This window comes from Rhodospirillaceae bacterium (genome assembly GCA_028819475.1).
In the GTDB taxonomy this organism is placed as follows: Bacteria; Pseudomonadota; Alphaproteobacteria; order Bin65; family Bin65; genus Bin65.
The window spans coordinates 1-24,637 of the sequence record JAPPLJ010000023.1 but is presented as its reverse complement, the minus strand read 5'-3'; the positions used below and the strand labels follow the sequence as shown (position 1 = coordinate 24,637).

The following is a 24,637-nucleotide window of genomic DNA, read 5'->3' as shown; positions in this document are numbered from 1 at the left end:
ATCCGAAGACGCTTCAAGTGGCGCGGACATCGACCGCCCAGACGCCCTCGCCGGCTTCGCCGACGATGACCGGGTTCGCTTCCAGGTCCCGAACCGTATTCCGGCACGTCAGAAACGCCCGTTCGAGCGCCAGGGCGGTACGGACGAGGGCGTCGGTGTCCCTGGGCGCCGTTCCGCGATGACCGTCCAGCAATTTGGCGCCTTTCAGCGAGCGCAACATGTCGCGCACACATGCCTCGGACAGCGGCAGGAGGCGCAGCGCAACATCGTCGAGCAATTCGACTAGGACGCCGCCGAAGCCGATCAGTGCGAAGGGGCCGAATTGCGGGTCTTCGCGGAAGCCGATCATCATTTCGAGACCCTTGACCATCCGCTGAATCAGGAAACCGTCAACCGCATCTGCGCCGGCGGCGGCCGCCGCCCTTTTCGACATGGACGACGCGGCGGCACGGACTTCAACGTCCGACCGGAGGTTCAATGCGACACCGCCGGCTTCCGTCTTGTGCAGGATCTTTCGCGAGTCCAGCTTGACCGCCACCGGATAGCCGAGCCGGTCGGCGATCTCGGCAGCCTCATCTGCCGACGTCGCGATTCCGCCGAGGGGCAGCGGCACGCCATGGTCAACCAGAAGCCTGCGCAATTCATCCTTGGACGGCGGCGGACCGGACGGCTCCCCCCGCCCCTGAAGCGTGTCGGGAATTTCACGTTCAACACTGTATGACGCGAGAGCCTTGACCGCGGACATCGCGCCGGGAATGCCCTGCAGGAACGGCATCCCCGCCGCCTCACGAAACTTGCGCCCCCGGTCGTTGACCGAGTGTCCGATCCGCGACATGCCGATGACCGGAATGTCCGCGGTCTCGACCAGTTGTCGGAAAGTCTTCGGATCCTGTACCGGCGGTTCGTTCTTCACCCTGGGCAGCAGGCCGTGCACCGCCAACAGATCGACGCTCCGGTCGGCAGCGATCGAGCGGCAGATTTCCGCGAAATTCCCTTCGTCGCGAAAACCGGCAGCGCCGAGATCGAGCGGATTCTCGATCGCGGTGTCTTCGAGCAGCCGCGGCGCGATTTCGACGCCCGTTGCCGGCGCGATCGACGCCATCGCCACGTCCCGGCGCGCGGTCTCGTCTAGGATCAGTTCCTTCATGCCACCCGACAGGGTGACGAAAAACGTCCGCTTACCGCGCGGCAGCCGGCCGTGCGCGACGCACAGGGCGATCTCGAGCATCTCGTCCAGCGAATCGACGCGGATCAGCCGGTACCGGTCGCAAACGGCGTCGAACACCCGGTCGTCGCCGGCCACCGCACCAGTGTGAGAGCGGGCGGCTTCGGCCGACTCTTGCGTTCGTCCCGTCTTCAGCACGATGATCGGCTTGCGGCGGGCGTAGGCTCTTTTGCACGCCCGCAGGAATTCCGCAGGCCGGCGCACCCCTTCGATGAAAAGGCAGACCGCGGCCGTTGCCTCGTCCTCGATCATGAAGTTCAGATAATCGGCCAGATCGAGATCAAGCTCGTTGCCGCTCGCTACGGCATAACTGATGCCGAGCCCGCGTTCGGCGCCGGCGAGCAGGAAGAACTGCAAGTTGCCGCCGCTCTGAGAAACGAACCCCAGGTTACCGGGAACGATCTCGCCGGCCAGGCGCGGGTGCGGGAAGGTCAGAATACGCTCGCGCGGGGCGACGAAACCCATGCAATTGGGGCCGCACAGGCGAAAGTCCCGGCCCTCTAAGGCAGCCCGCAACGCTTCGCGCCGGGCCTTGCCTTCTTCGTCGTCGGCCTCGCCGAACCCGGCGGCAATGAGTGTCGCGCTCCCCACGCCGGCCTCAGCCGCGTACCGCACCTGCTCAATCGCCGCCTCGGCATGCAGAAAAATTGCGGCATGGTCGGGAGTTTCGGGAAGATCGGCGAAAGCGCGGTAGCATTTTGCACCCCACACCTCGTCCCGATTCGCATTCAGCGGGAACACCGGGCCCGGGAATCCCGTCGTCCGAAGGCCCTCGAATATCGTCGTGCTCCACGGATTGCGCTCCGAAGCACCCACGATCGCGATCGACCGCGCGCCCATCATCTTACGGATGCTGTTGCCGGTCACGCCTGTTCGGTTCCCCTTTCCGGCGCCACGTCGGCTTCGAACCTTCCTCGATCCGTCGCCGCGTGGCGCGCCAGGAAGGACGAGACGATTTCGTTGTAGCGTTCCGGGGTCTCGAAATAGGGCGAATGCCCCGCGCCTTCGATCTGCGCATACTCGGCGCCGGGGATCAGGTCAGCGAAGCCCTTTGCCGTCCGGGATGTGACGATGCGGTCCTCGGCGCCAGCGATGAGCAGCGTCGGGCAGACGACCTCGGCAAGCCGTTCCTTCGAGACGACATAGTCCGGCGCAAAGAGGCGGCGGGTTCGTTCATGCACGGGCAACGGCCCGCCGTCGCCGCGATCGTTGAGCCGGTTGAAGGCGCTGATCTGGCGATAGAGCCAGATCAGTTCCGGATGCTGCTGCCGGAACGAAGCACCCAGCGCCGCCGTTTCTATATCCTGCCCTTCCTTGCCGACGCTCCGCGCAAAACGCTGCGCATCGGCCATGGCCTCCCGGCTGTCGATCCCCATCGGCGAACTGCTGACGACCAGGTGGGTGATCCGGTCGGGATGGGACAGCGCCAGGCGCAGCCCGGTCCAGCCCCCGAGCGATTGGCAGACGAACGGCGCGGCGGCAATGTCCAACCGGTCCAGGACCGCCAGGACGTCGTTGACGAACAGCTTCGGCCAGTAGATCGACGGGTCGACCGGCTCTGACCGGCCGAAACACCGGTTGTCGATCACGATGCAACGACGGGTCTGCCGGAAATGCCCGATCTGCCGCCACCATCCGGCGCCGTTGCTGCCCCCGCCATGAAGAAAGACCAGCGGCGGGCCGTCTCCATCGACGTCGTAAAAGATTTTCGCTTCGCCCGACGCTGCAAAGGGCATAGCCGATCCCTTGCTGTACCGCGCAATCGCCGATTGCCGGACAAAACGGCGAAGCGGTACAATGTTAAAAACAAGCAATACTGATTGGATGTTGCTATGCTCTTGGATGGCGGGTGTCAAGCCGTTCGGATATGCTTGCCCTTCGGAACCAAACCGCGGGCGGCGATGAAAGATCGTCCCCAATCCATGCCGCGGGGCGCGGGTTGGACCGATCAGTATGTTTGCTGTTCGCCTGGTCCGGACACACACAAATTCCGCGGGCGCGCCTGTGTGCCCGCGATTTCGCGAGCGATAATGAGACCGGAAAAATTTGCAGGGGAGAACGCGCTGTGGCCGACCTTTCCGATTTCAGCATTCTGACCTCGGCGGAAAGACGCGAGGCGAACCTCGCCCGGTGTACGCCGGAGGGAAAAAAACGGTATGAGGACAGCCTCCGGAACCCGCGGGCCCTGAGGCAGCTGGGGCCGCAGCTCCTGCGCCCGTACGCCGACGCGCCCGTCGACTCGGCGGGCGGTCCGGAAAACCGTTCGGTCGAAACGATCAAGATACCCGGCCCGTCGGGACCTATCCCCGCGGCGGTGATCGCGCCGGAAGGGGACGGGCCTTTCGGCATATATATCAATCTCCATGCCGGCGGATTTATCGGCCGCAGCGGCCTCGGCGATCTGAGCGAAGCAAGGACGCGCGCCAGCGAACTGGACTGCGTTGTCGTCCATCCCGACTTTCGCGTTGCACCTGAGCACAAATACCCGGCGACGATCGACGATTGTTGGGCTGTAACGCAGTGGGTCTTCGAAAACGCCGACGCGATCGGGGGCGATGCGAACAGGATCGGAATTGGCGGCGGCTGTACCGGCGGCAATTTTTCGGCGGTCATGGCCATCATGTGCCGCGATGCCGGCCTGCCGCTCGCCGTGCAATTCCTGTATTTCACGATTGTAGACCTGCGCTGCGATTACGCCTCGCATTTCGAGTTCCAGAACGGATATCTCCTCACCCGGGATTCGAATCTCTATGTGATCGGAGAGTATCTCGAGTTCGCCGAGCAGCGCTTCGAGTGGCAGGCCTCACCGATCCTCGCGCCGTCGCTTCGCGGCGTCGCCCCGGCACGGATCGTCAACGGAGAGTTCGAAATTCTCAGGGACGAGATGACGGCCTATACCAATCGGCTTCGCGACGCTGGAGTCGAGGTTTCGCAAAGAATTTGCGAATGTCAGGCGCACGGCTTTGTGGACGATGATGTAGAGAAAGAGGTCAATCGGGAATCGAACGCGTTCCTCCGCAGATACATCGGACCGCTTCGATAGGCAAAACGCCGGGCGAGAGACATCAGGTCCCGATTGCGACGTCGCCCTTGAGGATTGCAACGATGCACAGCTTGAGGGCTTCGATCTCGACCGGGGTTCCCACGCGTGTCCTGCTTTCGTCGAACGTCTTGCGTAGCGCCAGGCCCCTCGCAGTCGCGCTGGTCAGTTCGTGCGCGACCGAGAGACGATCATTGGGTATGTCGAGATCCGCGAAAAATTCGTGCCAGTACCGGTCCCGCGCCCGGAATATCGCCCGCATGTGCGATCGTAGCGGGCCGAACAACTCGGGGTCGGACCGCGCGCCCAGCCAGATATCCACAATCGTCTGCAGGCGCCCGCTCGAAAAGACCGACCAGTAACGGTCGACGATCAGAGCCGTCCGCTCCTCCAGGGTCGCGGAGCTGCCGGGACCGGCCGCCAATGGCTGCTGCAGCTGATCCACCACCTCGTCCATGACCGCGAGCAGCAGCTCTGTGCGGGTTGAGAACTGATGCTGCATGGCGCCCCGCGAAACGCCGGCGCGCTCGGCGATCGCCGTGGTCGTCACGTTCGCGTAGCCGAGGTCGCGCACGCAGTCGAGCGTCGCGGCAATCAGCTTCGCGCGGGTGCGGCTGCTGCGTTCCACCTGGGTCAGCCGGATTTTCTTTTCCGGTTCCAGCCGTGTCGCCGCTTCTGCCATAGGCGTCAGGATTCCTCTCGCATCGGACGTGTCCGACCGTCGGCGCCGGACGGCGCCGAATCGGCCCTTACCACGGAAACGGGCCCTGGCAAAAATTTGAGATCGCCGTTTCGAAGCATGCTCGGGCCCCGAACATTAAGACGGGTGGAGGCTGCTCGGGACCGCCACAAATCAATACCCCAACGACCGGGAGGCCAGTGCCGCCCCCTCGACCAGGGATTTCAGCTTCGCCCAGGCGATTTGCGGATGGGACCGGCCTCCCAAGCCGCAATCGGTTCCCGCCATCACATTTTCCCTGCCCACCCGCTCGGCGAACCGCCGGATGCGCTGGGCAACAAGCTCCGGATGCTCGATGAGGTCGGTCGAATGGGCGACCACTCCCGGGACGAGGATCCTGCCCTCGGGCAGCTTCACATCGTCCCAAACGACATACTCGTGCTCATGCCGGGGATTGGCAGCCTCGATCAGGTAGGCCCCGGCGTTCACCGACAGCATGATGTCGACAATGTACTTGAGCTCGATGTCGAAGGCGTGAGGCCCGCGCCAACTGCCCCAGCAAAAATGGTAGCGGACACGATCTTCGGGAATTCCTTCGAGCGCGTGGTTCAGAGCGTCGATGCGGATACGGCACCAGTCCCGGTAACCGTCCAGCCCCATGGGCATGCCCCAGCGGTCCCATGCGACCGGCACCCAAGCATCGTCGATTTGCAGGATCAACCCGGCGTCGATTATGGCCCGATACTCGGTCTTCAGCGCCTCGGCCATGCCGAACAGGAAAGCCTCCTGGGACTCGTAATATTCGTTCCGATAGAAGGGCTCCAGACTGGCCGGCGCAGTGGAGGTAAGGAACACGTCTTCCGTCCCGGCGGTCGCTGTCACGATATCAAGCTCCCGCTGCAGCGCCGCCTGACCGATATAGGCGAAAGGCTCGATGCAGAACCATGTGCGGCGCGGGCCGCCGGCCCTGCGGCCGGGCATGTAGCCGGCAATGGTGCCCGTCTCGGTGGCGTACTTGTAAAATTCGGCGAACTCTTCCCGGTCCTTGCCCAGCAGGGCGGGATTCTCGATCCGCTGGTCCGTGCGGACCTCGCAGCCCCCCAGGCGGCCGTCCATAAAGGACAGCCAGTCGCCGCCCTTGGTGTATTCCCCTTCGTTGACGATATCGATGCCGGTCTCGCGCTGCCGGCCTACGACCTCCTCGACGCAGGGTTTCAGCTTTTCCTCGTAGTCCTTTGCGCCAGGGTCCCGCGGCTCGTCTCCCGGAAGGCTGCCGGCATGGGTGGTCAGGATCTTTTCTGTGCTTCGCCGCATCGGTTAGCGTCCCGTTCCAGTGCTCCGGCTGACGGGCCGGCTTCCGCGAACCGCAGGAAACCGGCCCGGAGACCGGGTTCGTCGCCCGTTGCGTCGATCACTTCAGCAGCGGGCTCTTGGCGATGACGCGGGTGCGGATCAGGTTCTCGAAGTGCGCCCGATCGTTTTTCTTGCCGGCCATCAGCTTGTTCCAGGTGTCGAAAACGCCGATCATCGAATCGACGAAATTCTCCGGATTCGCAATTTTGCGCCTCTTGGCCAGCGCCACGAGGGTGTTGCGTTCCTTGGCGCCGAACGCTTTCCATTTCGCGAGGTAGGCCGGACCGCCGTCGGTCACCTTGATGCCGGCGGCGACCGCCTTCTCCCGCGCATCCTCGGCCTCGGCGACCATGCCGAGCGACACCAGCCGAAAAATGTGGCCGGGCATAGCGTCGAGCATCGCCTTTTTGTGCGCCGCACTCAGCTTCGCCCAGGTCCGTGTGTTGATCCACCACGAACTGCCGCCGAGTGCCCCGCCCTTGCGGGTATCGATGATGTGCTTGGTGGCGTCCTTCAGGCTGTACGCGCTCAGCCAGGGCAGGAGGCCGAGCGCGCATTGGATGACGCCGCGCTGCATGCTCTGGAGGACCTCGGTGGAGGCGATCCGTGTCGGGATCATGCCGAGCTCTTTCGCCCAGCGCGCCATGGCGCCGACCGCGCGTACCCGAACACCCTTGAGATCGTCGACGCTCTTGAACTCTTTGGAGCACATCAGGACGTAGCGGGCGGCGGCCTCGCCGCCGAGCGGCATCACCTTGGCCTTCGCGTATTCCTTCTGACAGCCCTCACAGGTCACCATGTGAAACTCGGCGACCGCTCCCGCGGCGGATATGGCGTTGTCCGAGAACGCCAGGGCTTGGGCGGCAAGGCTGGCCCGGGGCATCTCCGTCGGGTGAATCACCCACACGACGTGAGCCATATCGACGATTCCGCTCGCGATGCCCTTGAACGCTGTCCGGAACTTGACAACCTCGCCGTTCGGGAAAGTCTTGAAAGAGAGCGAGCCATTCGTCGCCTTCTCGATCCCGTCGAATGTCTTGACGGTTTCCTTGACGAAAGTCGTGATGGACGGCACGAACGTGCCGTACCGCAGTTCCTTGCCGAAAGCGGGCCCCGACGCGGGGGATATCGCCGCCGCGGCGATCGCCGTTCCGGCAATCGCGCATCTCCAACGAAAAGTCATGGATTCCTCCCTTGGCATCCGCCTGAAAAACATTCAGGTTCGATGGAATGTTTTTATATCGCGAACGATTGCGTGTGAAAACCGGTTTCCGAACGCACCGTCCGATCGAAGGCGAACAGGCGCGCCGGGACGCGATGGCTTTGCTCGGAAGCAATTCCGGCGTTCGTTCAAGCAGTTTGTTGTCAGGAGTGTCTGTCCAACGACATTGTCGTATTTTCTGCACATCTGTCAGAAGGGAGTTGCACCATGGCGTTCTTTCCGTCTTTGCCGGAAGATGCCCGGCATATTCACGTGTGGGGGTTTCACCTCGAACGCTACCGGGTCTGGCCCTTTCTGGCTCATGGGATCATGCGCGGGGACTCGCCGCTCACCATCGCCGAGCGGGAGATGATCGGTGCGTATGTTTCCGGCGTAAACGCCTGCGGCTATTGCTACGGCGCCCATGAGGCAGTTGCTGCCGAATACGGCGTGGAGCCGGAAGTCTTCACGGCCCTGTTCGAGGACCTCGACACCGCACCGGTCGACGACAAGCTCAAGCCGATTCTGCGTTATGTCCGCAAGCTGACCGAGACTCCGACGAAGATGACTCAGGCGGATGCCGACGCGGTCTTCGAGGCGGGATGGGACGAATATGCCCTGCACGACGCCATCGCCGTCTGCTGCATCTTCAACTGGATGAACCGGTTCATGCTGGGCCACGGCATTCGGCCCCTGCCGCCGGAGGTGGCCAGGAGCAGCGCCTCGACCAGGGCGCAGCTCGGCTATATCGGCAAGGCCGCGCTGGAGCGCGGCCTCGACATGGTCGAGGGCCTGTCGCCACAACTGCGCGACGTGGTCGAAAAGGAAATGGAGCGTCTGGGTGCGCCCAGGGAAGGCACGTTCAACGACGCCAACGCCAGGGCCCGCGGCAGGCGCAATGACGTGGGCGCGAAGCCATAAAAACCTGCCCGCAAGTCCGGACTCTCGAACGGGCCTGTGAACACGCCGACAGGAGGCGCGGCCGAAATCAGTCCATGAGTCCGGGCAGAAACAGGGAAATCTCGGGAAATGCGATGAGGAGGACCATGATGACCGCTTCGGCGGCCAGGAACCACATCACCCCCTTGAAGATGACGCCCATGCCGACCCGGTCGCCGACCAGCGACTTCACCACGAACACGTTCAGACCGATCGGCGGCGTCATCAGGCCGATCTCGATATATTTGATCGCCAGAATGCCTAACCAGATCAGGTCGAGATTGAAGGCGCTGAACAGGGGCAGAAGAACCGGGATGGTCAGCAACAGGATGCCCAGGGGATCCAGGAACATGCCCAGAATCAGGTAGATGACCGAGGCGGCGATCACCAGGAGCAGCGGGCTGACCGCCCAGCTTCCCACAACATCGGCTATGGCGCCGGGCACGCCGCTGAAGGTCATGAACTGGGTCAGCACGATCGCGCCCAGGGCGACGAAGAAGATCGTCGCGGTGGAGAGTATGGCGTCGGTCACGCTGTCGTTGAGCACCTTGATCGACATGCGCTTCTGGAACAGCGCGATCAGGAAAGCGAGCGCGGCGCCCAGCGCGCCGGCCTCGGTCGGCGTCGTCAGCCCGCCATAGATGCCGCCCATAACGCCGAGGATCAGCACGGGCAGCGGCCAGACCTCCTTCAGTGCGTCGAGTTTTTCGGCAAGGGTGATCGTTTCCTGGACCGACGGCGCGAGCGACGGATTGAGCTTGCAGCGGCCGATGATCATCGCGGCATAGATCGCGGCGGTCAGAAGACCGGGGAAGATCCCGGCGACGAACAGCTTGGAAATCGATTGTTCGGCGAAAATCCCGTAGAGCACCATGAGAATGCTGGGCGGAATGATAGAACCGAGCGTCCCCGCACAGGCGCACACGCCGCAGGCCAAGCCCGGGTCGTAGCGATAGCGCAGCATTTCCGGGATCGCCATCCGGCCCATTGCGACGGTGGTCGCCAGAGTCGAACCCGATGCGGCGCCAAAGCCCGCACAGGCGAAGTTGGTCGCGACCGCAAGGCCGCCCGGCAGGAAAGCCAGCCACAGCCGGGCCGCCCTGTAGAGCGCTTCGGTCATCCCGGAACGGTAGGCGATCGTCCCCATCAACAGGAACATCGGGATCGCGGTGAAGGTCCACTGCGCCGAGAACTCGAACGGCGTGCGGCCGACCAGCGCCAGCGCTGCATCGAACCCGATCAGCGAAACAAGCCCCCCGAACGAGACCACGCCGAGCGCCAGACCGATCGGGATGCGTAGCGCGATCAGCAGCAGGATAAGCGCGAGACCGAGCAGCCCCAGGAGCAACGGCGACACGGTACCGTCGCCCTACGCTTCAGCCTGGCCTGTCGGTATCGGCAGCGAGCGCCGCAAGAGCCGAAATCGCCTGTAGGAAGGCATAGACCGTCATCAGCCCGAAACCCAGCGGCACGAACCACTTGGTCGGCCAGATGTACAGGAAGACGTATGTCAGCTCGACATACTCCCGGTAGGCGGTCGCTTCGATGGCATCGAGGGCGGATTGCCAGACGATGAAGGACAGAAACACGACCATGAGGATGTTTCCCGCGGCCTCCAGGCCTTGCTTGGCGCGTTCCGACAGGCTTTGGGTGAAGACCTCGGCGATCAGGTGTCCCCTGTTCCTTTGAACGATCGCAATGGGTAGCGTGATGACGGCGACCATATAGTAGTTGGACGCGATCTCGATCGTCCCTTCGAAGGAGATCGACGTGAATGCGCGAATCAGGATATCGACGACGATGTGCAGGGCCATGACCAGAACGAGCAGCTTTGCAACGAGCATCAGGAGGTCGCTCAGCTTGTCCAGTGCTGCCATGTCTGGTCCCGTTTTTCAGTGCCTCGGTCCGCCGCCTGCCACCGAGACGGCGCGCCGGCATCTTATGCGCGCCTCAACAAACAATCAATGCTGCATGTTTATTCGAGACGAACGCAGGCACCTTCGGGCGAACGGGCCACAAGTGTTCGGATGGTGAAGACCAGACAGCGGCTTGACGGGCTGCCCGGCGTCCGGGGACGGCAACGCGAATTTGTGGTTGGTTGCAGGTGATTAGCACCTACACCTTTAACTTATTGAATCCACGGAAGAATTTGAATTTTGGTTGATTGCGGGGGCGGGAACCTATGTCGAAGGACCACAAATACACAGCGACTGTCACCTGGACGGGCAACCGGGGCGAAGGCACGCGCAGCTACCGGGGCTACGGCCGGGAGCACGACATCGCCTGCCCGGGCAAGCCGGTGCTCCGCGGCTCGGCCGATCCGGCCTACCGGGGCGATGCCGACCGGCACAATCCGGAGGACCTGCTGGTGGCGGCGCTCTCGGCCTGCCACATGCTCTGGTACCTGCATCTGTGCGCCAGCGCCGGGGTCGTCGTCACGGCCTACGAGGACCGCGCCGAGGGCAGGATGCAGACCCAGGCCGACGGCGCCGGCGAGTTTACCGGCGTCACGCTCCGGCCGCGGGTGGCGATTACCGGCGACAGCGACCCGGCGGCGGCGGAGCGTCTGCACGAAAAGGCGGGCGCGATGTGCTTCGTCGCCCGCTCGGTGAATTTCCCGGTAGCGCACGCGCCTGAGATCGTGACGGCGTAAGGCCCGATTGCCTCCTCGGCCCCGGCCCCTGTGGCTGCCGCCATCCCTTCCCCCTCGCCCCTTCCTTCTCGCCCCGGCGGCGCTTTCGTCGTACGGTAGCCGGGTGCCGCCACAGCGGCGGAACGGGCAAAGCGGAGGAAACGGCATGTCGGGCATGGACGGGGTTCTGGAACGGGCGGTGGCGCAGGACGATGTGCCGTTCGCCGTGGGCATGGTCGGCGACGCCGACGGGGTGCGCTACAGCGGCGCCGTCGGCGAGGCCGCGCCGGGCCGGGCGGCCGGCGAGGACACGGTGTTCCGCATCTTCTCGATGACCAAGGCGATCGGCGCGGTCGCCGCGACGATCCTGATCGACCGCGGGAAAATGCGCTTCGACACGCCGGTCGACGACATCCTGCCGGAATTTGCGAACGTCCAGGTGCTCGACCGCTTCGACGGCGACACGCCGGTCATGCGCGCGCCGAAGACCCGGGCCACCCTGCGCCACCTGGCGACCCACACCAGCGGCCTGGAATACGAGTTCTGGAACGGCGATGTCGCCCGCTACATGGAGGCGACCGGCCATCCGACCATCCTGTCCGGCCTCAAGGCGTCGCTGTTCTATCCGATGATGACGGATCCGGGCACGCGCTGGGGCTACGGCGTCGGCATCGACTGGCTCGGCCAGGCCGTCGAGGCGGTGGACGGCCGGCGCATCGACGCCTTCTGCCGCGAGGAGATTTTCGAGCCGCTCGGCATGGCCAACACGGCCTTCGAGCTCGACGACGCCATGACCGGCAACCTGTGCGAGCTGATGGCGCGCGGCGAGGACGGCGTCTTCGCCCCGTTCGAGCTGGCGCCGCCGTCGCAGCCGGAAATGTACGGCATGGGGCACAACCTCTATTCGACCGCGCCGGACTATCTGCGCTTCCTGCGCATGGTGCTGCGCCGGGGCGAACTGAACGGCAACCGCATCCTGTCCAAGAAGGCGGTCGCGGAGATGACGGCGGACCACATGCAGGGGCTGGCCTTCGAGAAGATGGTGACGATCGCGCCGCCGGTGACGGCGGATTTCGACCCGTTCCCCGGCACGCGGGTGACCCACAGCTTCGCCTTCATGCGCAACGAGGAGGCGATCCCCGACCGGCGCAGCGCCGGCTCGCTCGGCTGGGCCGGCGTGTGCAACACCCACTACTGGCTCGATCCGGCCAAGGGCATCGCCGGGGTCATCATGACCCAGTCGCTGCCCTTCGTCGAAGACCGCTTCATGGCGACCTACGCCGCCTACGAAGAGGCGGTCTACGCCAGCCTGTGAGGAGAAGCGGCCTGTCCCTCGCCGATAGCAAAAATCCTCCCCTGAGCCAGGCCTGATAGCCCCCCTCCGCTAAGGGAGGGGTTCCGCGTTTGACGCACGAGGTCCCCTCTCCCGGCCGGGGGAGAGGGTCGAGGAGAGGGGCGGGCAAAGCGGAAGCGGAGTGTGCGTTCCGCCGCGGGTGGCCGGCGACCGCTACAGTTCGACGGCACCGTTGCATCGCATGCGCCGGCGCCGGTACGGTTGCCGCGTCGAGAATTTGCTAACCGATTGAGGCGGAAGATGAGAATGCTTCGAATTTGCGCTCCATTGGTTGCAGTCGTTCCGGTTATCGCCCTGTTCACTCCGGCGGCCTTGGCCAAGGAACTGAAGCCGAAATTCGGCGATATCGGCGGCGTCTACTACACCGAGTTCTCGCAGGTCCGCGAGGCCTGCCGGCAGGCGATCAGGAACAAGATCGCCCTGTGCCGCCAGAATACGAGCTTCGTAAGCAACACGGAGGACCGGAAGTATCCGGGCTGCCTGCCGATCTTCCGGCAGCAGGCCGGGGTTTGCGTCGATCATTTCCGCAGCGAGGCGTAAAAGTGCCAGGGTTCCGGCCCGGTGCGGATCGCGGATTTCACCGGCTTCGCTTGCACGGTGACGGCGACGGTCGTCGAGGAAGACGGCGAACCGGAACGCCACGAGCCGGAGGGCGGGACGGGCTCCCAGGATCCGGTACAGCAGGACTCCGGTTCAGTGGCGCACCTGTCGCCGAAATGCGCCGGCAGGCAGCGCGCCGACTGCTGGCTCGAACTCGCCAACAAGCCCGGCTGCTATAAGCACAATTTCACCTACTTTCCAACGGCGAAGCTGAAGCGGTCGGGGGCGTGCGCAGGCGGTGTCGCCGTGGGCAAGGGTACCGTGAGCTGGAAAGGCGGAAGCGGATCTCTCACGGAGACGGGAGGCACAATGATCCGTGGCAGGAGGCACGAAATGTGGGTGGAACGCTTTTTCCTGAGCGGGTCGCTCCGCTATTGCGTGATACGACATTATAATCATAGCGCGCTTCTGTCGGGAAAGCGTCTATCGGGAATTCGCTGCTGACCGCGCAGCCGGACGGAGGGGAGGGAATGACCGCCTATTTCATCGGACATCCTTCACGAATCCGTGCCGGGAATCGACGGAGAAAACCGATGAGAACAAGTCAATTCGGCCTAACGATTGCGCTGTTTGCCGTTGCCGGGATTGCCCTCACTGCCTGCGGCGGTGGCGGAGGTGGCAGCACGGGTCGTACGCCCGGCGTTGGGCCAATCATCACCGTGGCTTTGCACCAAAAAGCCGACAATCCGAGCGCGGCCAGGGTCGCGCGCTATCTGTGGGAGAGCGCCCATGACGATCCCGACCCCGAGCGCGGGCACCCCACTACTTTGGCGAGGTTCGACGCGCCGCCAACCGTGCGACTCCTGAGCGGCGCCACCGAACGGGAGCGCGCGATGCTGCGCCACGCAGTTGGACTGATCAACCGGCATTTGCCATATGCCTGGCATGTGAAGATTGGCAGCGACCTGCCACAGGCGGGTGGAGTTCCTGTCACTGAGCAAGAGATTATCGATCATCTGCATGATGCGGTGGACCGGTTGCCCAAGGGACAGATCGCTGTGTCCTTTGTGGGGGAGCCAGTTCCGCCCAGCGACAGATACGCCAAAGGGGCTGCCGGCCTTGCCCTTCTCGATTTCGACCATCGTTACGACCAGATTCAACAGCGGTGGGAACGAACGGGCTTGCGGGCGTCTGGGGCATGGGTGGCACGCGATCTGTCGTCGCCAGAATGGAAATTCCGCGTTGTCGTTCACGAACTTCTGCACGCACTAGGTCTGTACGCGCACCCCGATGCCGACAGGTTCCCGAAGTCGGTCCTGGCACACACAAACGAAACGATCGAGAGCAACCTGCCGGACATCGACGGCGCGGCCTTGCGGGCTGCCTACACCCGCCTCGACAACGGTGCAGAGCCTGAAGACCTGTCTGCCGAAAGTCTAGGCGTGTGGTCAACCGTCTCGCACAACCTGATCGGCACCGTGCCGACGCGTGGTGGTACGGTTCGGTTCGGCGTCAACTACACCAACGGCTTCCCCGTGCCCTGGGCCGAGGGTCCTGAACCGGGCACAGCCCTCGCCAGTAACCGGGCGCTCGCCGGCACTGCGGCCTGGGACGGCAAGTTGTATGGTGCCGCTCAGGTGGATCTGAGCCCGCGCGTCATCGGCGGCGACGCGCGAGTGACGGTGAACATGGGCACGCTTACTGGTCGGGCGGACTTCACGAACCTGCAAACATGGTCGGAAACGCAGGCTCGGGACGGAACGGCCTTCGGCGCGACGCCGGGCGTCGAGTGGAAAACCGGCCAGCTCGGCTACACGGTTTCGGTGAACGGCAATTACCTGCACAGCACCGGAGGCGACGAGGGCACGGTGACCGGCCAATTCTACGGCACGGCGCACCAAGGCGTCGCCGGTTCGGTCGAACGCACCGATCTGACCGCAGCGTTCGGGGCGCGGCGGCAGTAGAATGTCAATCGGCGTTCAAAGTTGACCCCTGATCGGCGTCGAAGATTGACTCCTGCGGAGGTTGTCCCGGTAGTCAACAGGAGGGCCTCGCGCGGCTCCGCGTAGCGCCCCGCGATACGTGGAGCGGAGCCGCGTGGGAGGTGCCTGTTGACCCACCGGGGCAACCGGGCCGCCGGCGCGGCTTCATGCATTTTGAGGCTGAGGCGAATCTAGGCGCAATATCTGATGCGTCAATCGCCGGTCAGGCTCCGCCACACTCTACTGCCGCTCCGCCCCGAGGGGCGTCCTAATCGCGCTTCCTGACCGCTCAAGCCGTCGGGCGATGAAAGCCGTGTTGCAACCGGTATTTAGCCCGAGCGGCGCTTGAGCGGTGGGGCAACCACCCACTTGTAGAGGAGACAGTCCCCAAACCGCCGCGCGGCTTCCAGACGGCGCTAGAGGAAGCAGCAGGCACCAACGCAATTCGGAATATCACGATGCGTACCGGGCTTGGGCTAATTCCCCCGTTTGGCTCCGAAGGCCCCCACCATGTATTTGGTTTCAAATACGCCGGAAACCTCCTGCCCTTGTGGTCCGTAAAAGTCGCCGTCTATGTAGCCTCGGCTTGGATGTGGATTTTGATTGTCCGCGTGGTTGCCGTGGCCAGGAATGTAGAAAGAGGCGTCCCTGTTCACGGGAATGTTCAACCAACTCACGTTTTGATCGTGCGCTGTCGGTCTCAGGGTGTCGCGGTAGACTATTTCAGTTAGGAGAACATCAACTGTGGCCGCAGAAAAATCGTATGCGACCTGGGATTTCCCTTGAACCTCCTTGGCGCCTAGCCACCCATGTTCGCGTCCTACCATCGATCCTTCGTAAATGGCGGAGTCTTTCGGTCTGCTGTCGCCGGAGGGGTCGACATATAGGTTTCCGTACGAGGCGGCGCCGATGGTGAAGAGACCTGCGTTAGTCAAGACTGACGCCGCCACGGCCGGTGTTGGCCCGATTACGTGGAAGGACATCCACTCGCCATAGCCTCCGTAGGATTCTGTTGGGGCTTGGATTCCTATTCCCGTTACGTCTGTTTCGTACATCCGGATTCCGTGAAGCGCGTTCACGGGTCTGAGATTGTTGAGTTCGTTACGGATGACGTCGCCGATAGAACGGTCGAGGTTGACGGTTGGATGCTCGCGGGCCGCGTATCTTGCGCCTCCGGCTGCATCGAATGTGTAATGCGTAAGAGTACATTCGTTTCCTCTTGGCGGTATTCCTGGACAAGTTAAGTTTCGTCTCAAGGGACCATTCCCGTCGACCCTAAGGTCGGTGCCTTGAACGGGAAGTACCCCGGGAAAATTTCGCAACGTTGAGTGTAGGTCTGTTCGTTCTAGGTGGATCACGTCGATGCTCCGTCCCAGAATGCTAACCGGCACTACAGGTGTGGGCTGGGGGTTTGCGGACCCGTCGCCGGGGGGCATCATCGAGGTGGATCCGCCTCCACCACCGCCACAGGCAGCAAGGGTCAGCAGGGCGAATGTTGCTGCAACGGCCAGGGTCGCCGTTCGGGCCAATCGTCTATCCGAAGATGTCATGTGTTGATCCCCCGTGGTTCGCATGGCACCCGGATATGGGGTTGGTGCCGAGCCATGCGACCATCCACACATTGTGAGCGGCCCCGACTACGACCCGACATTCGGGTCTGTGGTATGGTCGCCGGACAACCCTACTGCGGTTGCCGCGGCGAGTCCATCACGGCAAGGTACTGCGCTCGATGGAGGACAGACCATGCCAAAGCCCCAGCCCCGCGAAGTCGAGATCGTGAAGTCGTCCTATCAGCCGAGCAAGGCTGAACTGGAAGAAGATGTGCTGGTGGACGCGACCTTCGAGGAAGCGGTCGACGCGCTGACGAAGCCCGTTAGCATCCGGTACGTCGAACGGCCGAAGCCGAATTGAGCGCCGGTGCTGTCGAGAAATCCAGCCTATTTCGGCACTTTTCCACATAATTCCCAAAGAAATGGAGGAAAGTCTAAAGCGAGCTTCGCATCCAGCAGCTCGGCATCCGATGTCGAGGGAGGAACGGATGGAACTGCGGTAGTATTACCGGCTCTTTGTCGCTTTGTATCGCGATCCGAATCGGTTGGAGAACCTGCCTTCCGACGTGACAAAACAGTAGACGTGGGTATTGTCCTCGGGTATAAACGTTGAGGATAAAGCTACATTTCCCAGATGCACCGCCGCCCCGCCCGGTCGCCAAACCGCGGGGCGCTTTTGCGTCTACTGCCGCTTCGCGCCGAACGCGCCAATCACCCCGCTTCGCTCAACGATGCCTGCCGCCTCGGCGTGGCCGGGGCCGTATATCCCGCCCTGAATCCGGTTGCCCTTGCTCCCAGCCGCGAAGGTGCCGGTGCCCGAGACAGGCACGCCGAGGAACCGGAAGCCGGGCACGTCATGCGCGCGGCCGCGGTCGAGGTTCACGATGTTCGAGAACTCGGCATCGAGCAAGTTGCCCGCGGTCTTGTATGTGAGCAGCGCGTCGCCTTGCAGGACATTGCCTCTGGCGCCGCCGGAGACGGGCATCGCGGTCATCAACCCCCTCCAGGTCACGACGATGCCGGGGCGCGATCTGCTGAGGTCGCCGCCCGCGGTCGCAAACCGGGCAATGCCCTTGATCCCGGTTCCGGCGATGGTAGCGGAGAAATTGAGCGCGGTGACGCCGAATGCGCTGTGGTTCAGCCATGCGCCGTAGTTTCGGAAATCGGCGTCTCGGCTTTCCAGCATCGTGACGCCGTTCTTCGTCACCACGGCCGTCGCATCGACGCTAGAGGCAACGGAGTCGTCGACGCTGGCCTCCGGGCTGTAGCCGCTTGTCGGCTCCGTCCAGGTGCACGACACTCGCGAGCAGGACGCAGCGGCCTCGAAGGTCGGTAGGAGGCGATGATTGGTCTGGCCGTGCAGCGTCGAGACGACGAGCGAGTCCGTGCGCGCGATAATCCCCGGGGATCGGGATTCCTGATCGTTCGGGGTCTCGACCGGCGCCGTGCCAGCGGTTAGACGGGCGGCGCCGGAGCGGTCTATGGCGCCGGCCTGGGGCGTGCCGGGCGATCCGCTGCCACTGCAAGCGGCGCACATGAGGACCGCTGCGATCGAGGCAGTGGCAAGGGATTTGTTCATGATCGCCCCTGGTTCAGTTGACGTTTTAGCCTCGGGCGCCGTTCGCCAGCTCGTTGTCCGCGGTCAGTTCGTCGTATTTGAGCCGCCGGCCGACCATCCCTGCCACCATATCGCCCATCTGGTCCGCGGTGTCCAGTTCGCGCACGTTGTGGCGCCCGGCGAACTCGTCCACATAGCGTTGCAGGTGCTTCGGGCTGATCTTGTGGAAGGTGCTTTTGTGGGCGCGCTTGAGCATCGCCCAGAAGGCTTCGATGCCCTGGGTGTGCGCCTCGCCCCGGACATACTCGCCGCTGGCGTGGCGGACGGCTCCGTGGCGATGATAGGGCATCTCCCGATAGGCCGCGGCCTCGTCGGTATAGACCTTCGCGCCGATCACGGCGCGCTGCTCCACGAAACTCTGTAGCGTCCGCCTGTCGTTGTACGGCACGACTTCGGCGCTGACCTTCCCGGTCACGCGATCGCGCACTCCGGCGACGATGCTCTTGCCGACCGTGCCGCGGCCGGCCTGCAGCTTCTTGTCCGCGTGCTTGTTGCTCTCCCGGCCGCCCATGTATGCCTCGTCGACCTCGACCGGCCCGCCGAACAGGCCGGTATCCGCCCTGTAGGCGTCGCGCAGGCGGTGCGCGAGAAACCAGGCCGCTTTCTGCGTGATGCCGAGCTCCCGCGCCAGTTTCATGCTGGACACGCTCTTGAGGCTGGTCATGAACAGGTAGATGGCGACCGCCCAGTTCTGGTAGCCGATGTTCGAGGCTTCCATGACAGTCCCGGTCTTGACCGAGAACCGCTTGCGGCACTTCCGGCAGCGGAAGGGATGGTGGCGTGCTTCGCGCCGCTCTGCACGTTGTCCGATCCGCAGCCCGAATGCGGGCACCGGACGCCCTTCGACCATCGCTTCTCGATGAAGTACCGCTCCGCCGTGGCGGCGGAACTCGCCTTGGGTGTAGACTGCCCCCCCCCCCCCCGCCGCGCCGGATTGCGGGTGTCACACCCCAAACCCTTGAACACCTCAAGGATGTACGGATAGGCCCGAAACTCGCTGTCGCCCGCCATACCCGCATTGAAGCGGAACGGGAGGACTACGGTACTTGCTATAAGGGCAATCCGATTTTACTTGTCGCTACGGGATAATCGCGTTCCCTTTTATCAACTGCGGGCGCAGGCGGGGCGCCGTCGAGCCCCTCCGGGGTGCCCTCGACCAACGGCCAGGACGGCGCGATCCAGCTGACGTACTAGAACCGCAGCCTGTGTTTTGAAGGAAATTTATTGACTGCATCGGGACAGCAATTCACATTATCTATCTTCCTTCTTCGATTGAACACCGAAACGGAAGACCGGGGGCTGGACGACTCCTTGTCCGGCCCCCACCCTTTGAAGAACGGGGCTAAAGGCCGGACGCGCGATTCCGGCGTCAAAAGCAATTCTCGCGCTTGAAGATTTCGAGAGCGGTGCCCCGTTTCACCTCGCTGCCTTACTCAGTCCGCGTTGCCCCCGTTGCCGTCATCGGGCTTGACCGTTGCGGGCGTAAGCGCATCGAAGATGCCCGTAAAGCGTCCGCGCGAGCCGTCGTCTTCGGCGAAGTGAACATCGGTCGAGCCGACCACACGGCGGGGGCGGCCGTTGACATCCGGTACGTTCGAGAACCGGCCGCGCCACGTCCCGGCGGCGCGCGTGACCGTGCGTTTGGGATGCGTAACGGTGATCGCGGTATCCTCGAATGCGCCGGTGGCGCCGAAGGAGGCGGCAAAGCGGATGTCGTAGTCAGCCGGCGACGCGGTGACATCGGGGTCCCGCCAGGACACGATCGGATAGAGGTGGCGGCCGGGTGCGGTCCCTATCGGCGCGGCACACCCCAGGCAACCAGTGAGGCGGTTGCGCTCGAAGTCGGCGGTCAACGAGAGACGCCCCTGGAATTCGGTGATCTGGGAAGATCCGGCCAACTCGCCCCAGGCGCGGCCGTAATTGTAGGTATACAGGCCGCCGGCGCCACCGACGTAGGTGGCCGTGCCGGCCAGGGGGAGGTCGGGAGGTCTGGCGGGGTCGAGTTCCGGGCCGTCGAGATAGACGCCGCGCGTGGCGGATTCGAAGTCCCAGTAGGGTACGCCCGGTGGGTAGACAAGCCACCATCCGGCCGCGAGGTAGTCGGCAGGGTCGTCGTCGTTCCACGAGACGACCGCGTAGAGCAGAATTTTGCCGTCGTAGTGGTTTTCCGTGAGCAACCATTCGCGGCTGGAATGATTGGGTTGTGCGGGTCGGGGGAGGTAAAGCCCCCACGACCGCTCCAGGTTTCGGACGGAATCGAGTGTGCGGGTCCGGCCGTCATGGTAGCGCACGTCGACGCCGATGACTTTGTCGACGAAGGTCGTCTGCGTGCGAAACGGTTGGGGGACGGGCGTAAGCGTCGGGGTCGGGATCGGCGGCGGCTCGGGACGGCCGCCGGAACAGCCGGCCGTCGCCGAAAGCAAAAGAAGCGCGATAAGCGTCAGGAATTTCATAATGGTCTCGCCTATTTGTGTGCCAGGTGAAAACGGGCCTGCTCGATACGGCCCCTCGATACGGCCCCTCGATACGGCCCCTCGATACGGCGCTGGCGCGCCTGCTCGGGATGAGGGGTTTGGAGTGAGTTCTCTCCCCTTCACTTCACCCTGAGTAGCCCCGGCCCCTGGGCCGGGGCGTATCGAAGGGCGCGCGCCGGATCAGATGCATTTCTTCTTCGCGATTATCCCTTCTTGACAAGTAAATAACGAATCCCCATATCTGTGGCAAGGGAGAAAACACCATGCCACAGACCTACACCTTCCGCCAGTTCGACGCCGATTATCCCGACAACGACGCCTGCCTGGCGAAGATCATGGAACTGCGCTACGGCGACAACCCGTTCTGCCGGGAGTGCAAGCGGCACACCAAGTATCACCGGATCGCCAAGCGCCGGGCCTATGCCTGCCAGTTCTGCGGTGCGCACGTCTACCCCTGCGTCGGCACGCCGTTCGAGAAAAGCCGCACGCCACTCCGGGACTGGTTCTTTGCCATGTACCTGTTCACAACGACTCGGCATGGCGTCGCCGCGAAGGAACTGGAGCGCCAGTTGGGCGTGACCTACAAGACGGCATGGCGGATAGGCCATGAACTGCGCAAGCTGATGGCGGGCATGGACGTGTCCGGCCTGTTCGGCGAGGTCGAGGCGGACGAAACCTACGTTGGCGGCAAGCGGCCCGGCAAACGCGGCCGCGGCGCCGAAGGCAAGTCGGTCGTCGTCGGGCTGAAACAGCGGCAGGGTCCGGTCAAGAGCAAGGTGGTTCCCGACGCCAAGCGGCGGACCATCGAGCCGGAGATTGTCAGGAACGTCCGGCAGGGCTCGGTCGTCCACACCGATGAATGGTTCGCCTACCGCGGGCTGCACCTGCGAGGCTACACACACCGGACGGTGCATCACGGAGCGCAGGAATGGGTGCGCGGCGGCTCGCACACAAACAGCATCGAAGGCTATTGGGCGCAGCTAAAGCGTTCGATCCGGGGAACGCACATCCATGTGTCGGCGAAGCATCTGCCCAAGTATCTCGCGGAGTTCGATTTTCGGCACAACGTCAGGAAGCGTCCCGATCTGATGTTTCCGCTTCTGATGGAACTGATTCGTCGGGCACGGCCTGCCGCAACATAGCGGCGAAGGCGTCCCGGTTCCCGTCGGGCCGGGTCAAGCCCGTATCTACTCGGTTTTCCTGTTGCGATTTGCTCGCCGTCTGGCGCAGGGCGCGGGCGACCTTGTTGGGGGTTGCCCTCGGTTCCTCGCTCGCCGGTTTGGGGTCCGGCGCGACCGCCTGCGGCTTGCTCGCCATCGTCATTCCTCATCCAACAACGCGACCAAAGCGTCGTATCCCTGCGCGCGCTTCATTGCCCGGCGTATGTAACTGAAATCTATCCGATCGCCCTTCATAGGCAAGACCACCTGGACATCGGTGAGTAGCCGCCCCAACGTGCCCTTCCTGCTCCAAGAGAAGCGCCATGCGTTGCGGTTGATCGCGTCGCAGACGTACAATTTGAACGCCGAGTCGGTCGGCAGGCCCGGTCGCCATTGGCAAACCAGCACATCGCCGACCGCGGCAAACGAATAGGGGTGCCAGAAAGCCTTTCCGCCGGAGCCGTTGACGGTGATGGTGATGGCGTCGCGGTGAATGACACCTGTGCTTCCGAGTGCGTAATACCCTTCGATGCCGTTGTCCTGTTCGGTCGTCGTAATGATCGGCACGTCTCCGCGCGGCAGGTATTTGACGGCTGCAACCTCACCGCGCTTGATGTTGAACAGGTCATCGAGTCCGTATGCCTGTACCCGCTCCGGGACTGGCATCGGGCCGCGAGTGGATCGGAACGCGCGCCGCGTCAGCGCCACGAACAGCCCTTCCGGTGGCGTCGGCCCGGCGTCGGGCGGGTTGGTCAGATAGGCTTCTGGCGCGAAGTCGCAGGTTTCCAGATCCAGCGTCCCGACGCCGCTTTCGGTCGGAATCTCAGACACATTCTCCGTGGACCCGGCCATGAAAATCCGCAATTCGGCTGTCAGCCTGTCCACGTTGTCCCGCCGTTCCGAGACGTTGACCCACTTGGACAGCCTGCTGGCGCTCAGGTTGTCGAACAGATGCGCGAAAAAGACAGCATCGTCGGCCCTGTGCGGGCGCCACGCTTCGAGAATAAGCGCGTAGGTCACTTTGTCGGCCGAAGGGTGAAACAGGCTGCGCTGCATCTTGATCGCCGCCTTGACGGTGTGCCGCTTCACCAGCTCCTTGCGCCATTGCGGATACCCTTCGGTCTGCCCGGTGATAGGGCCGTTCGGGAGAATGGCGAACAGCAGCCCCCCGGCTTGGGTTTGTTCCAAGGCATGATTGACGAACTCATGCTCGGGTTCGGGCATCGCGAAGGGCGGATTCATCAGCACGCGGGCAAAGGGCCGAACGGCATCTTCCGGCCTCGGATCGTCCTTGCGGAGTCTGACGATGCGGCCGTTGTGGCGAATGAATGTGCTGTCGAAGCAATTCCCGTTGTGAATGCGGCTCTTGCCATCGCCCCGGAAGATCATGTTGACCAGTGCCAGGCCGAAAACATCGTCGGCTTGCTCTATCCCGTGCAGAAAGTCGTTGCGGAATCGGTCGTACACATCGGGATGCGTGCCGTGGTGGCTCGCCCGGATCGTATCGAGCGCGGCTACCAGGAACCCGCCGGTCCCGCACGTCGGATCGTAGATGGCGTGCTCATGCTGGATGTGCAGCACGGACACCGCGAACCGGGTGATGTGCCGCGGCGTCAGGACGATCCCCATTTCGCTCGCGTCGTTCGCGTATTTCAGGAACGTCTCGTAGAACTGGCCCAGCGCATCGGTCCCGCTGTTGATCGCCGACCGAATGTTCATTTCCCGGAGGTGCTGCATCGTCTCGACAATGGCCGACCAATACTTGCGGTGATTCTCGTTGTTCGCCGGGAGTTTCAGTTGGACCTCTGGCAGGAAATCCACCTTGCGGTGCCTGTCCAGCAGCGACTCGATGCGCGAGTTCACGTCTCCGACCAGCGTTCGCGGACTCCGGTTGATCCTTAGCGTGCTGTCTTCGGCCAGCGCCAGAAGCAGCCCGGCGACCAGTTTCGCCCGGTCTCGGGCGGCAACCGCATTGGCGTGCAACGTCTTGTTGATGTCGTTCGCCTTGGCGAGGAACAGATCGAGATTGACGTCGTAATCGAGAATGCGCGGGCTGTTCTGGCTGAGAATGTTGAGGCATTGTTCAAGCGTCAGGAAGCCGGTCGCCATGAAGTTGTTGATTGCCACTTCCTGCCACGCGCTGCCGTCCCAATAGGTCGTTCTGACGTAGAAGGATTGATCGGGCGTCCCGGCGATCCCGGTGGCGAAGCGCGCCGTACTGCGGTCGTCAACGATGTTCACTCTGTCGGCATAGCCCTGCGCCTCGCCTAGGGCCTTGTTCAGGCCCCGGTGCGTCGGCTTCGCTTCGATGATCCAGTAGCGCGGCCCGCCGTCCCACGGAATGACGACGACGTTCTCCGGGGCCTTCCGGCCCAGCGCGTCGGTCAGCAGGCTATCGTGGCGGCGGAACTCGCCCTGGGTGTAGACTTGCCCGCCGCGGCGCGGCGACTTGGTATCCCAGCCAAGGTCCCCCAGAACCTTCAGGATATAGGGGTATGCCCGAAATTCGCTGTCATCCGCCATTCCGCCATTAGAGCGGAGTCAGGCTGACTTGACAAGATACTTGTCGCTACGGGATAATCGCGTAAATATATAAATAATTTTTTACGATTATAGGCAATTCCATAAGTTTTTTTGCCAATCGTTCGCTGCCGGCGCGGCGGGCGTTCCGGCGATCCGGCGGCAGAATCCGCGCGCCGGCGGCGCCGGGACGTTTGCCAATTGTTTGCCAGCCGGCCTGTGCGGCGGGCCGCCCGGCAGGTGCGGCGGGCGGAATTGCCGGTTTTCCGGGCCTTGGAATCCCGGAGCGGCCCGAAACCGCCGGGCAATTCCTGCGGTCACGTTACTCAAGAACCAGATGAAGTCGGCCATGATGGCCAAACCTGCCGAC

The 24,637-nt window shown here is 63.4% G+C and carries 22 protein-coding genes; 9 read left to right on the top strand and 13 right to left on the bottom strand.

Translation table 11 applies throughout. The features are described from left to right. Positions 1–13: 13 nt before the first annotated feature. Positions 14–2,092, bottom strand: a complete 2,079-nt coding sequence (locus OXM58_05780) for an acetate--CoA ligase family protein (protein MDE0147861.1) — start codon at positions 2,090–2,092, stop codon at positions 14–16. Next, on the bottom strand, positions 2,089–2,961 hold the full coding sequence (locus OXM58_05775) for an alpha/beta hydrolase (protein ID MDE0147860.1): 873 nt from the start codon (positions 2,959–2,961) through the stop codon (positions 2,089–2,091). The genes OXM58_05780 and OXM58_05775 overlap by 4 nt, the downstream gene beginning before the upstream one ends. Before the next feature lie 578 nt (positions 2,962–3,539). Between OXM58_05775 and OXM58_05770 the strand changes: the two genes are divergently transcribed. Beyond that, the gene (locus OXM58_05770) at positions 3,540–4,268 is read left to right on the top strand and encodes an alpha/beta hydrolase (protein MDE0147859.1); all 729 of its coding nucleotides are present in this window, start codon (positions 3,540–3,542) and stop codon (positions 4,266–4,268) included. 22 nt (positions 4,269–4,290) lie between these two features. On the opposite strand, the gene OXM58_05765 is transcribed toward OXM58_05770, so the two are convergent. The 3 genes from OXM58_05765 to OXM58_05755 form a co-directional block, all read right to left on the bottom strand. Then, on the bottom strand, positions 4,291–4,947 hold the full coding sequence (locus tag OXM58_05765; GenBank protein MDE0147858.1) for a TetR/AcrR family transcriptional regulator: 657 nt from the start codon (positions 4,945–4,947) through the stop codon (positions 4,291–4,293). Positions 4,948–5,118: 171 nt separating this feature from the next. Continuing rightward, positions 5,119–6,258, bottom strand: coding sequence for a hypothetical protein (locus OXM58_05760; GenBank protein ID MDE0147857.1), 1,140 nt, complete (start codon positions 6,256–6,258; stop codon positions 5,119–5,121). A 97-nt stretch (positions 6,259–6,355) separates the two neighbouring features. Then, positions 6,356–7,480, bottom strand: a complete 1,125-nt coding sequence (locus OXM58_05755; GenBank protein ID MDE0147856.1) for a C4-dicarboxylate TRAP transporter substrate-binding protein — start codon at positions 7,478–7,480, stop codon at positions 6,356–6,358. Positions 7,481–7,726: 246 nt separating this feature from the next. Between OXM58_05755 and OXM58_05750 the strand changes: the two genes are divergently transcribed. Then, positions 7,727–8,419, top strand: a complete 693-nt coding sequence (locus OXM58_05750) for a peroxidase-related enzyme (GenBank protein ID MDE0147855.1) — start codon at positions 7,727–7,729, stop codon at positions 8,417–8,419. Between the two features lie 67 nt (positions 8,420–8,486). Here the strand turns inward: OXM58_05750 and OXM58_05745 are convergent, their stop codons facing one another. Both OXM58_05745 and OXM58_05740 read right to left on the bottom strand, forming a co-directional pair. Next, on the bottom strand, positions 8,487–9,794 hold the full coding sequence (locus OXM58_05745; GenBank protein ID MDE0147854.1) for a TRAP transporter large permease subunit: 1,308 nt from the start codon (positions 9,792–9,794) through the stop codon (positions 8,487–8,489). Between the two features lie 19 nt (positions 9,795–9,813). Next, a complete protein-coding gene (locus OXM58_05740) occupies positions 9,814–10,314 on the bottom strand; it encodes a TRAP transporter small permease (GenBank protein ID MDE0147853.1) in 501 nt (166 codons plus the stop codon). Between the two features lie 305 nt (positions 10,315–10,619). On the opposite strand from OXM58_05740, the gene OXM58_05735 reads away from it, so the two are divergent. The 5 genes from OXM58_05735 to OXM58_05715 all read left to right on the top strand — a co-directional run bounded on the left by OXM58_05735 (position 10,620) and on the right by OXM58_05715 (position 14,927). After that, positions 10,620–11,090 carry an OsmC family protein gene (locus tag OXM58_05735; GenBank protein MDE0147852.1) on the top strand — a complete coding sequence of 157 codons (471 nt, stop codon included), beginning with the start codon at positions 10,620–10,622 and terminating at the stop codon, positions 11,088–11,090. 145 nt (positions 11,091–11,235) lie between these two features. After that, positions 11,236–12,384 carry a serine hydrolase gene (locus OXM58_05730; protein MDE0147851.1) on the top strand — a complete coding sequence of 383 codons (1,149 nt, stop codon included), beginning with the start codon at positions 11,236–11,238 and terminating at the stop codon, positions 12,382–12,384. 306 nt (positions 12,385–12,690) lie between these two features. Then, positions 12,691–12,963 (top strand): hypothetical protein, encoded by a 273-nt coding sequence (locus OXM58_05725; protein ID MDE0147850.1) that lies wholly within the window; start codon positions 12,691–12,693, stop codon positions 12,961–12,963. Positions 12,964–12,984: 21 nt separating this feature from the next. Further along, on the top strand, positions 12,985–13,467 hold the full coding sequence (locus OXM58_05720; protein ID MDE0147849.1) for a hypothetical protein: 483 nt from the start codon (positions 12,985–12,987) through the stop codon (positions 13,465–13,467). Between the two features lie 26 nt (positions 13,468–13,493). After that, on the top strand, positions 13,494–14,927 hold the full coding sequence (locus tag OXM58_05715; protein MDE0147848.1) for a hypothetical protein: 1,434 nt from the start codon (positions 13,494–13,496) through the stop codon (positions 14,925–14,927). 494 nt (positions 14,928–15,421) lie between these two features. On the opposite strand, the gene OXM58_05710 is transcribed toward OXM58_05715, so the two are convergent. Continuing rightward, positions 15,422–16,000, bottom strand: coding sequence for a transferrin-binding protein-like solute binding protein (locus OXM58_05710; GenBank protein ID MDE0147847.1), 579 nt, complete (start codon positions 15,998–16,000; stop codon positions 15,422–15,424). Between the two features lie 688 nt (positions 16,001–16,688). On the opposite strand from OXM58_05710, the gene OXM58_05705 reads away from it, so the two are divergent. Continuing rightward, positions 16,689–16,856: a hypothetical protein gene (locus tag OXM58_05705; protein MDE0147846.1), complete on the top strand. Its 168-nt coding sequence runs from the start codon at positions 16,689–16,691 to the stop codon at positions 16,854–16,856. A gap of 321 nt (positions 16,857–17,177) precedes the next feature. Here the strand turns inward: OXM58_05705 and OXM58_05700 are convergent, their stop codons facing one another. The 3 genes from OXM58_05700 to OXM58_05690 all read right to left on the bottom strand — a co-directional run bounded on the left by OXM58_05700 (position 17,178) and on the right by OXM58_05690 (position 20,566). Next, entirely contained in the window at positions 17,178–18,074 is an 897-nt protein-coding gene (locus OXM58_05700) for a hypothetical protein (GenBank protein MDE0147845.1), read from the bottom strand. A 25-nt stretch (positions 18,075–18,099) separates the two neighbouring features. Continuing rightward, positions 18,100–18,945: an IS1595 family transposase gene (locus OXM58_05695; GenBank protein MDE0147844.1), complete on the bottom strand. Its 846-nt coding sequence runs from the start codon at positions 18,943–18,945 to the stop codon at positions 18,100–18,102. 601 nt (positions 18,946–19,546) lie between these two features. Continuing rightward, positions 19,547–20,566 (bottom strand): hypothetical protein, encoded by a 1,020-nt coding sequence (locus OXM58_05690; GenBank protein ID MDE0147843.1) that lies wholly within the window; start codon positions 20,564–20,566, stop codon positions 19,547–19,549. Positions 20,567–20,850: 284 nt separating this feature from the next. Here OXM58_05690 and OXM58_05685 point away from each other — a divergent pair, with 284 nt between their 5' ends. Then, on the top strand, positions 20,851–21,729 hold the full coding sequence (locus tag OXM58_05685) for an IS1595 family transposase (GenBank protein MDE0147842.1): 879 nt from the start codon (positions 20,851–20,853) through the stop codon (positions 21,727–21,729). A 177-nt stretch (positions 21,730–21,906) separates the two neighbouring features. On the opposite strand, the gene OXM58_05680 is transcribed toward OXM58_05685, so the two are convergent. Then, positions 21,907–24,270 carry an N-6 DNA methylase gene (locus OXM58_05680; protein MDE0147841.1) on the bottom strand — a complete coding sequence of 788 codons (2,364 nt, stop codon included), beginning with the start codon at positions 24,268–24,270 and terminating at the stop codon, positions 21,907–21,909. Between the two features lie 87 nt (positions 24,271–24,357). Next, positions 24,358–24,637 (bottom strand): hypothetical protein (locus OXM58_05675; protein MDE0147840.1); only part of this gene is annotated, 280 nt, incomplete at its 5' end.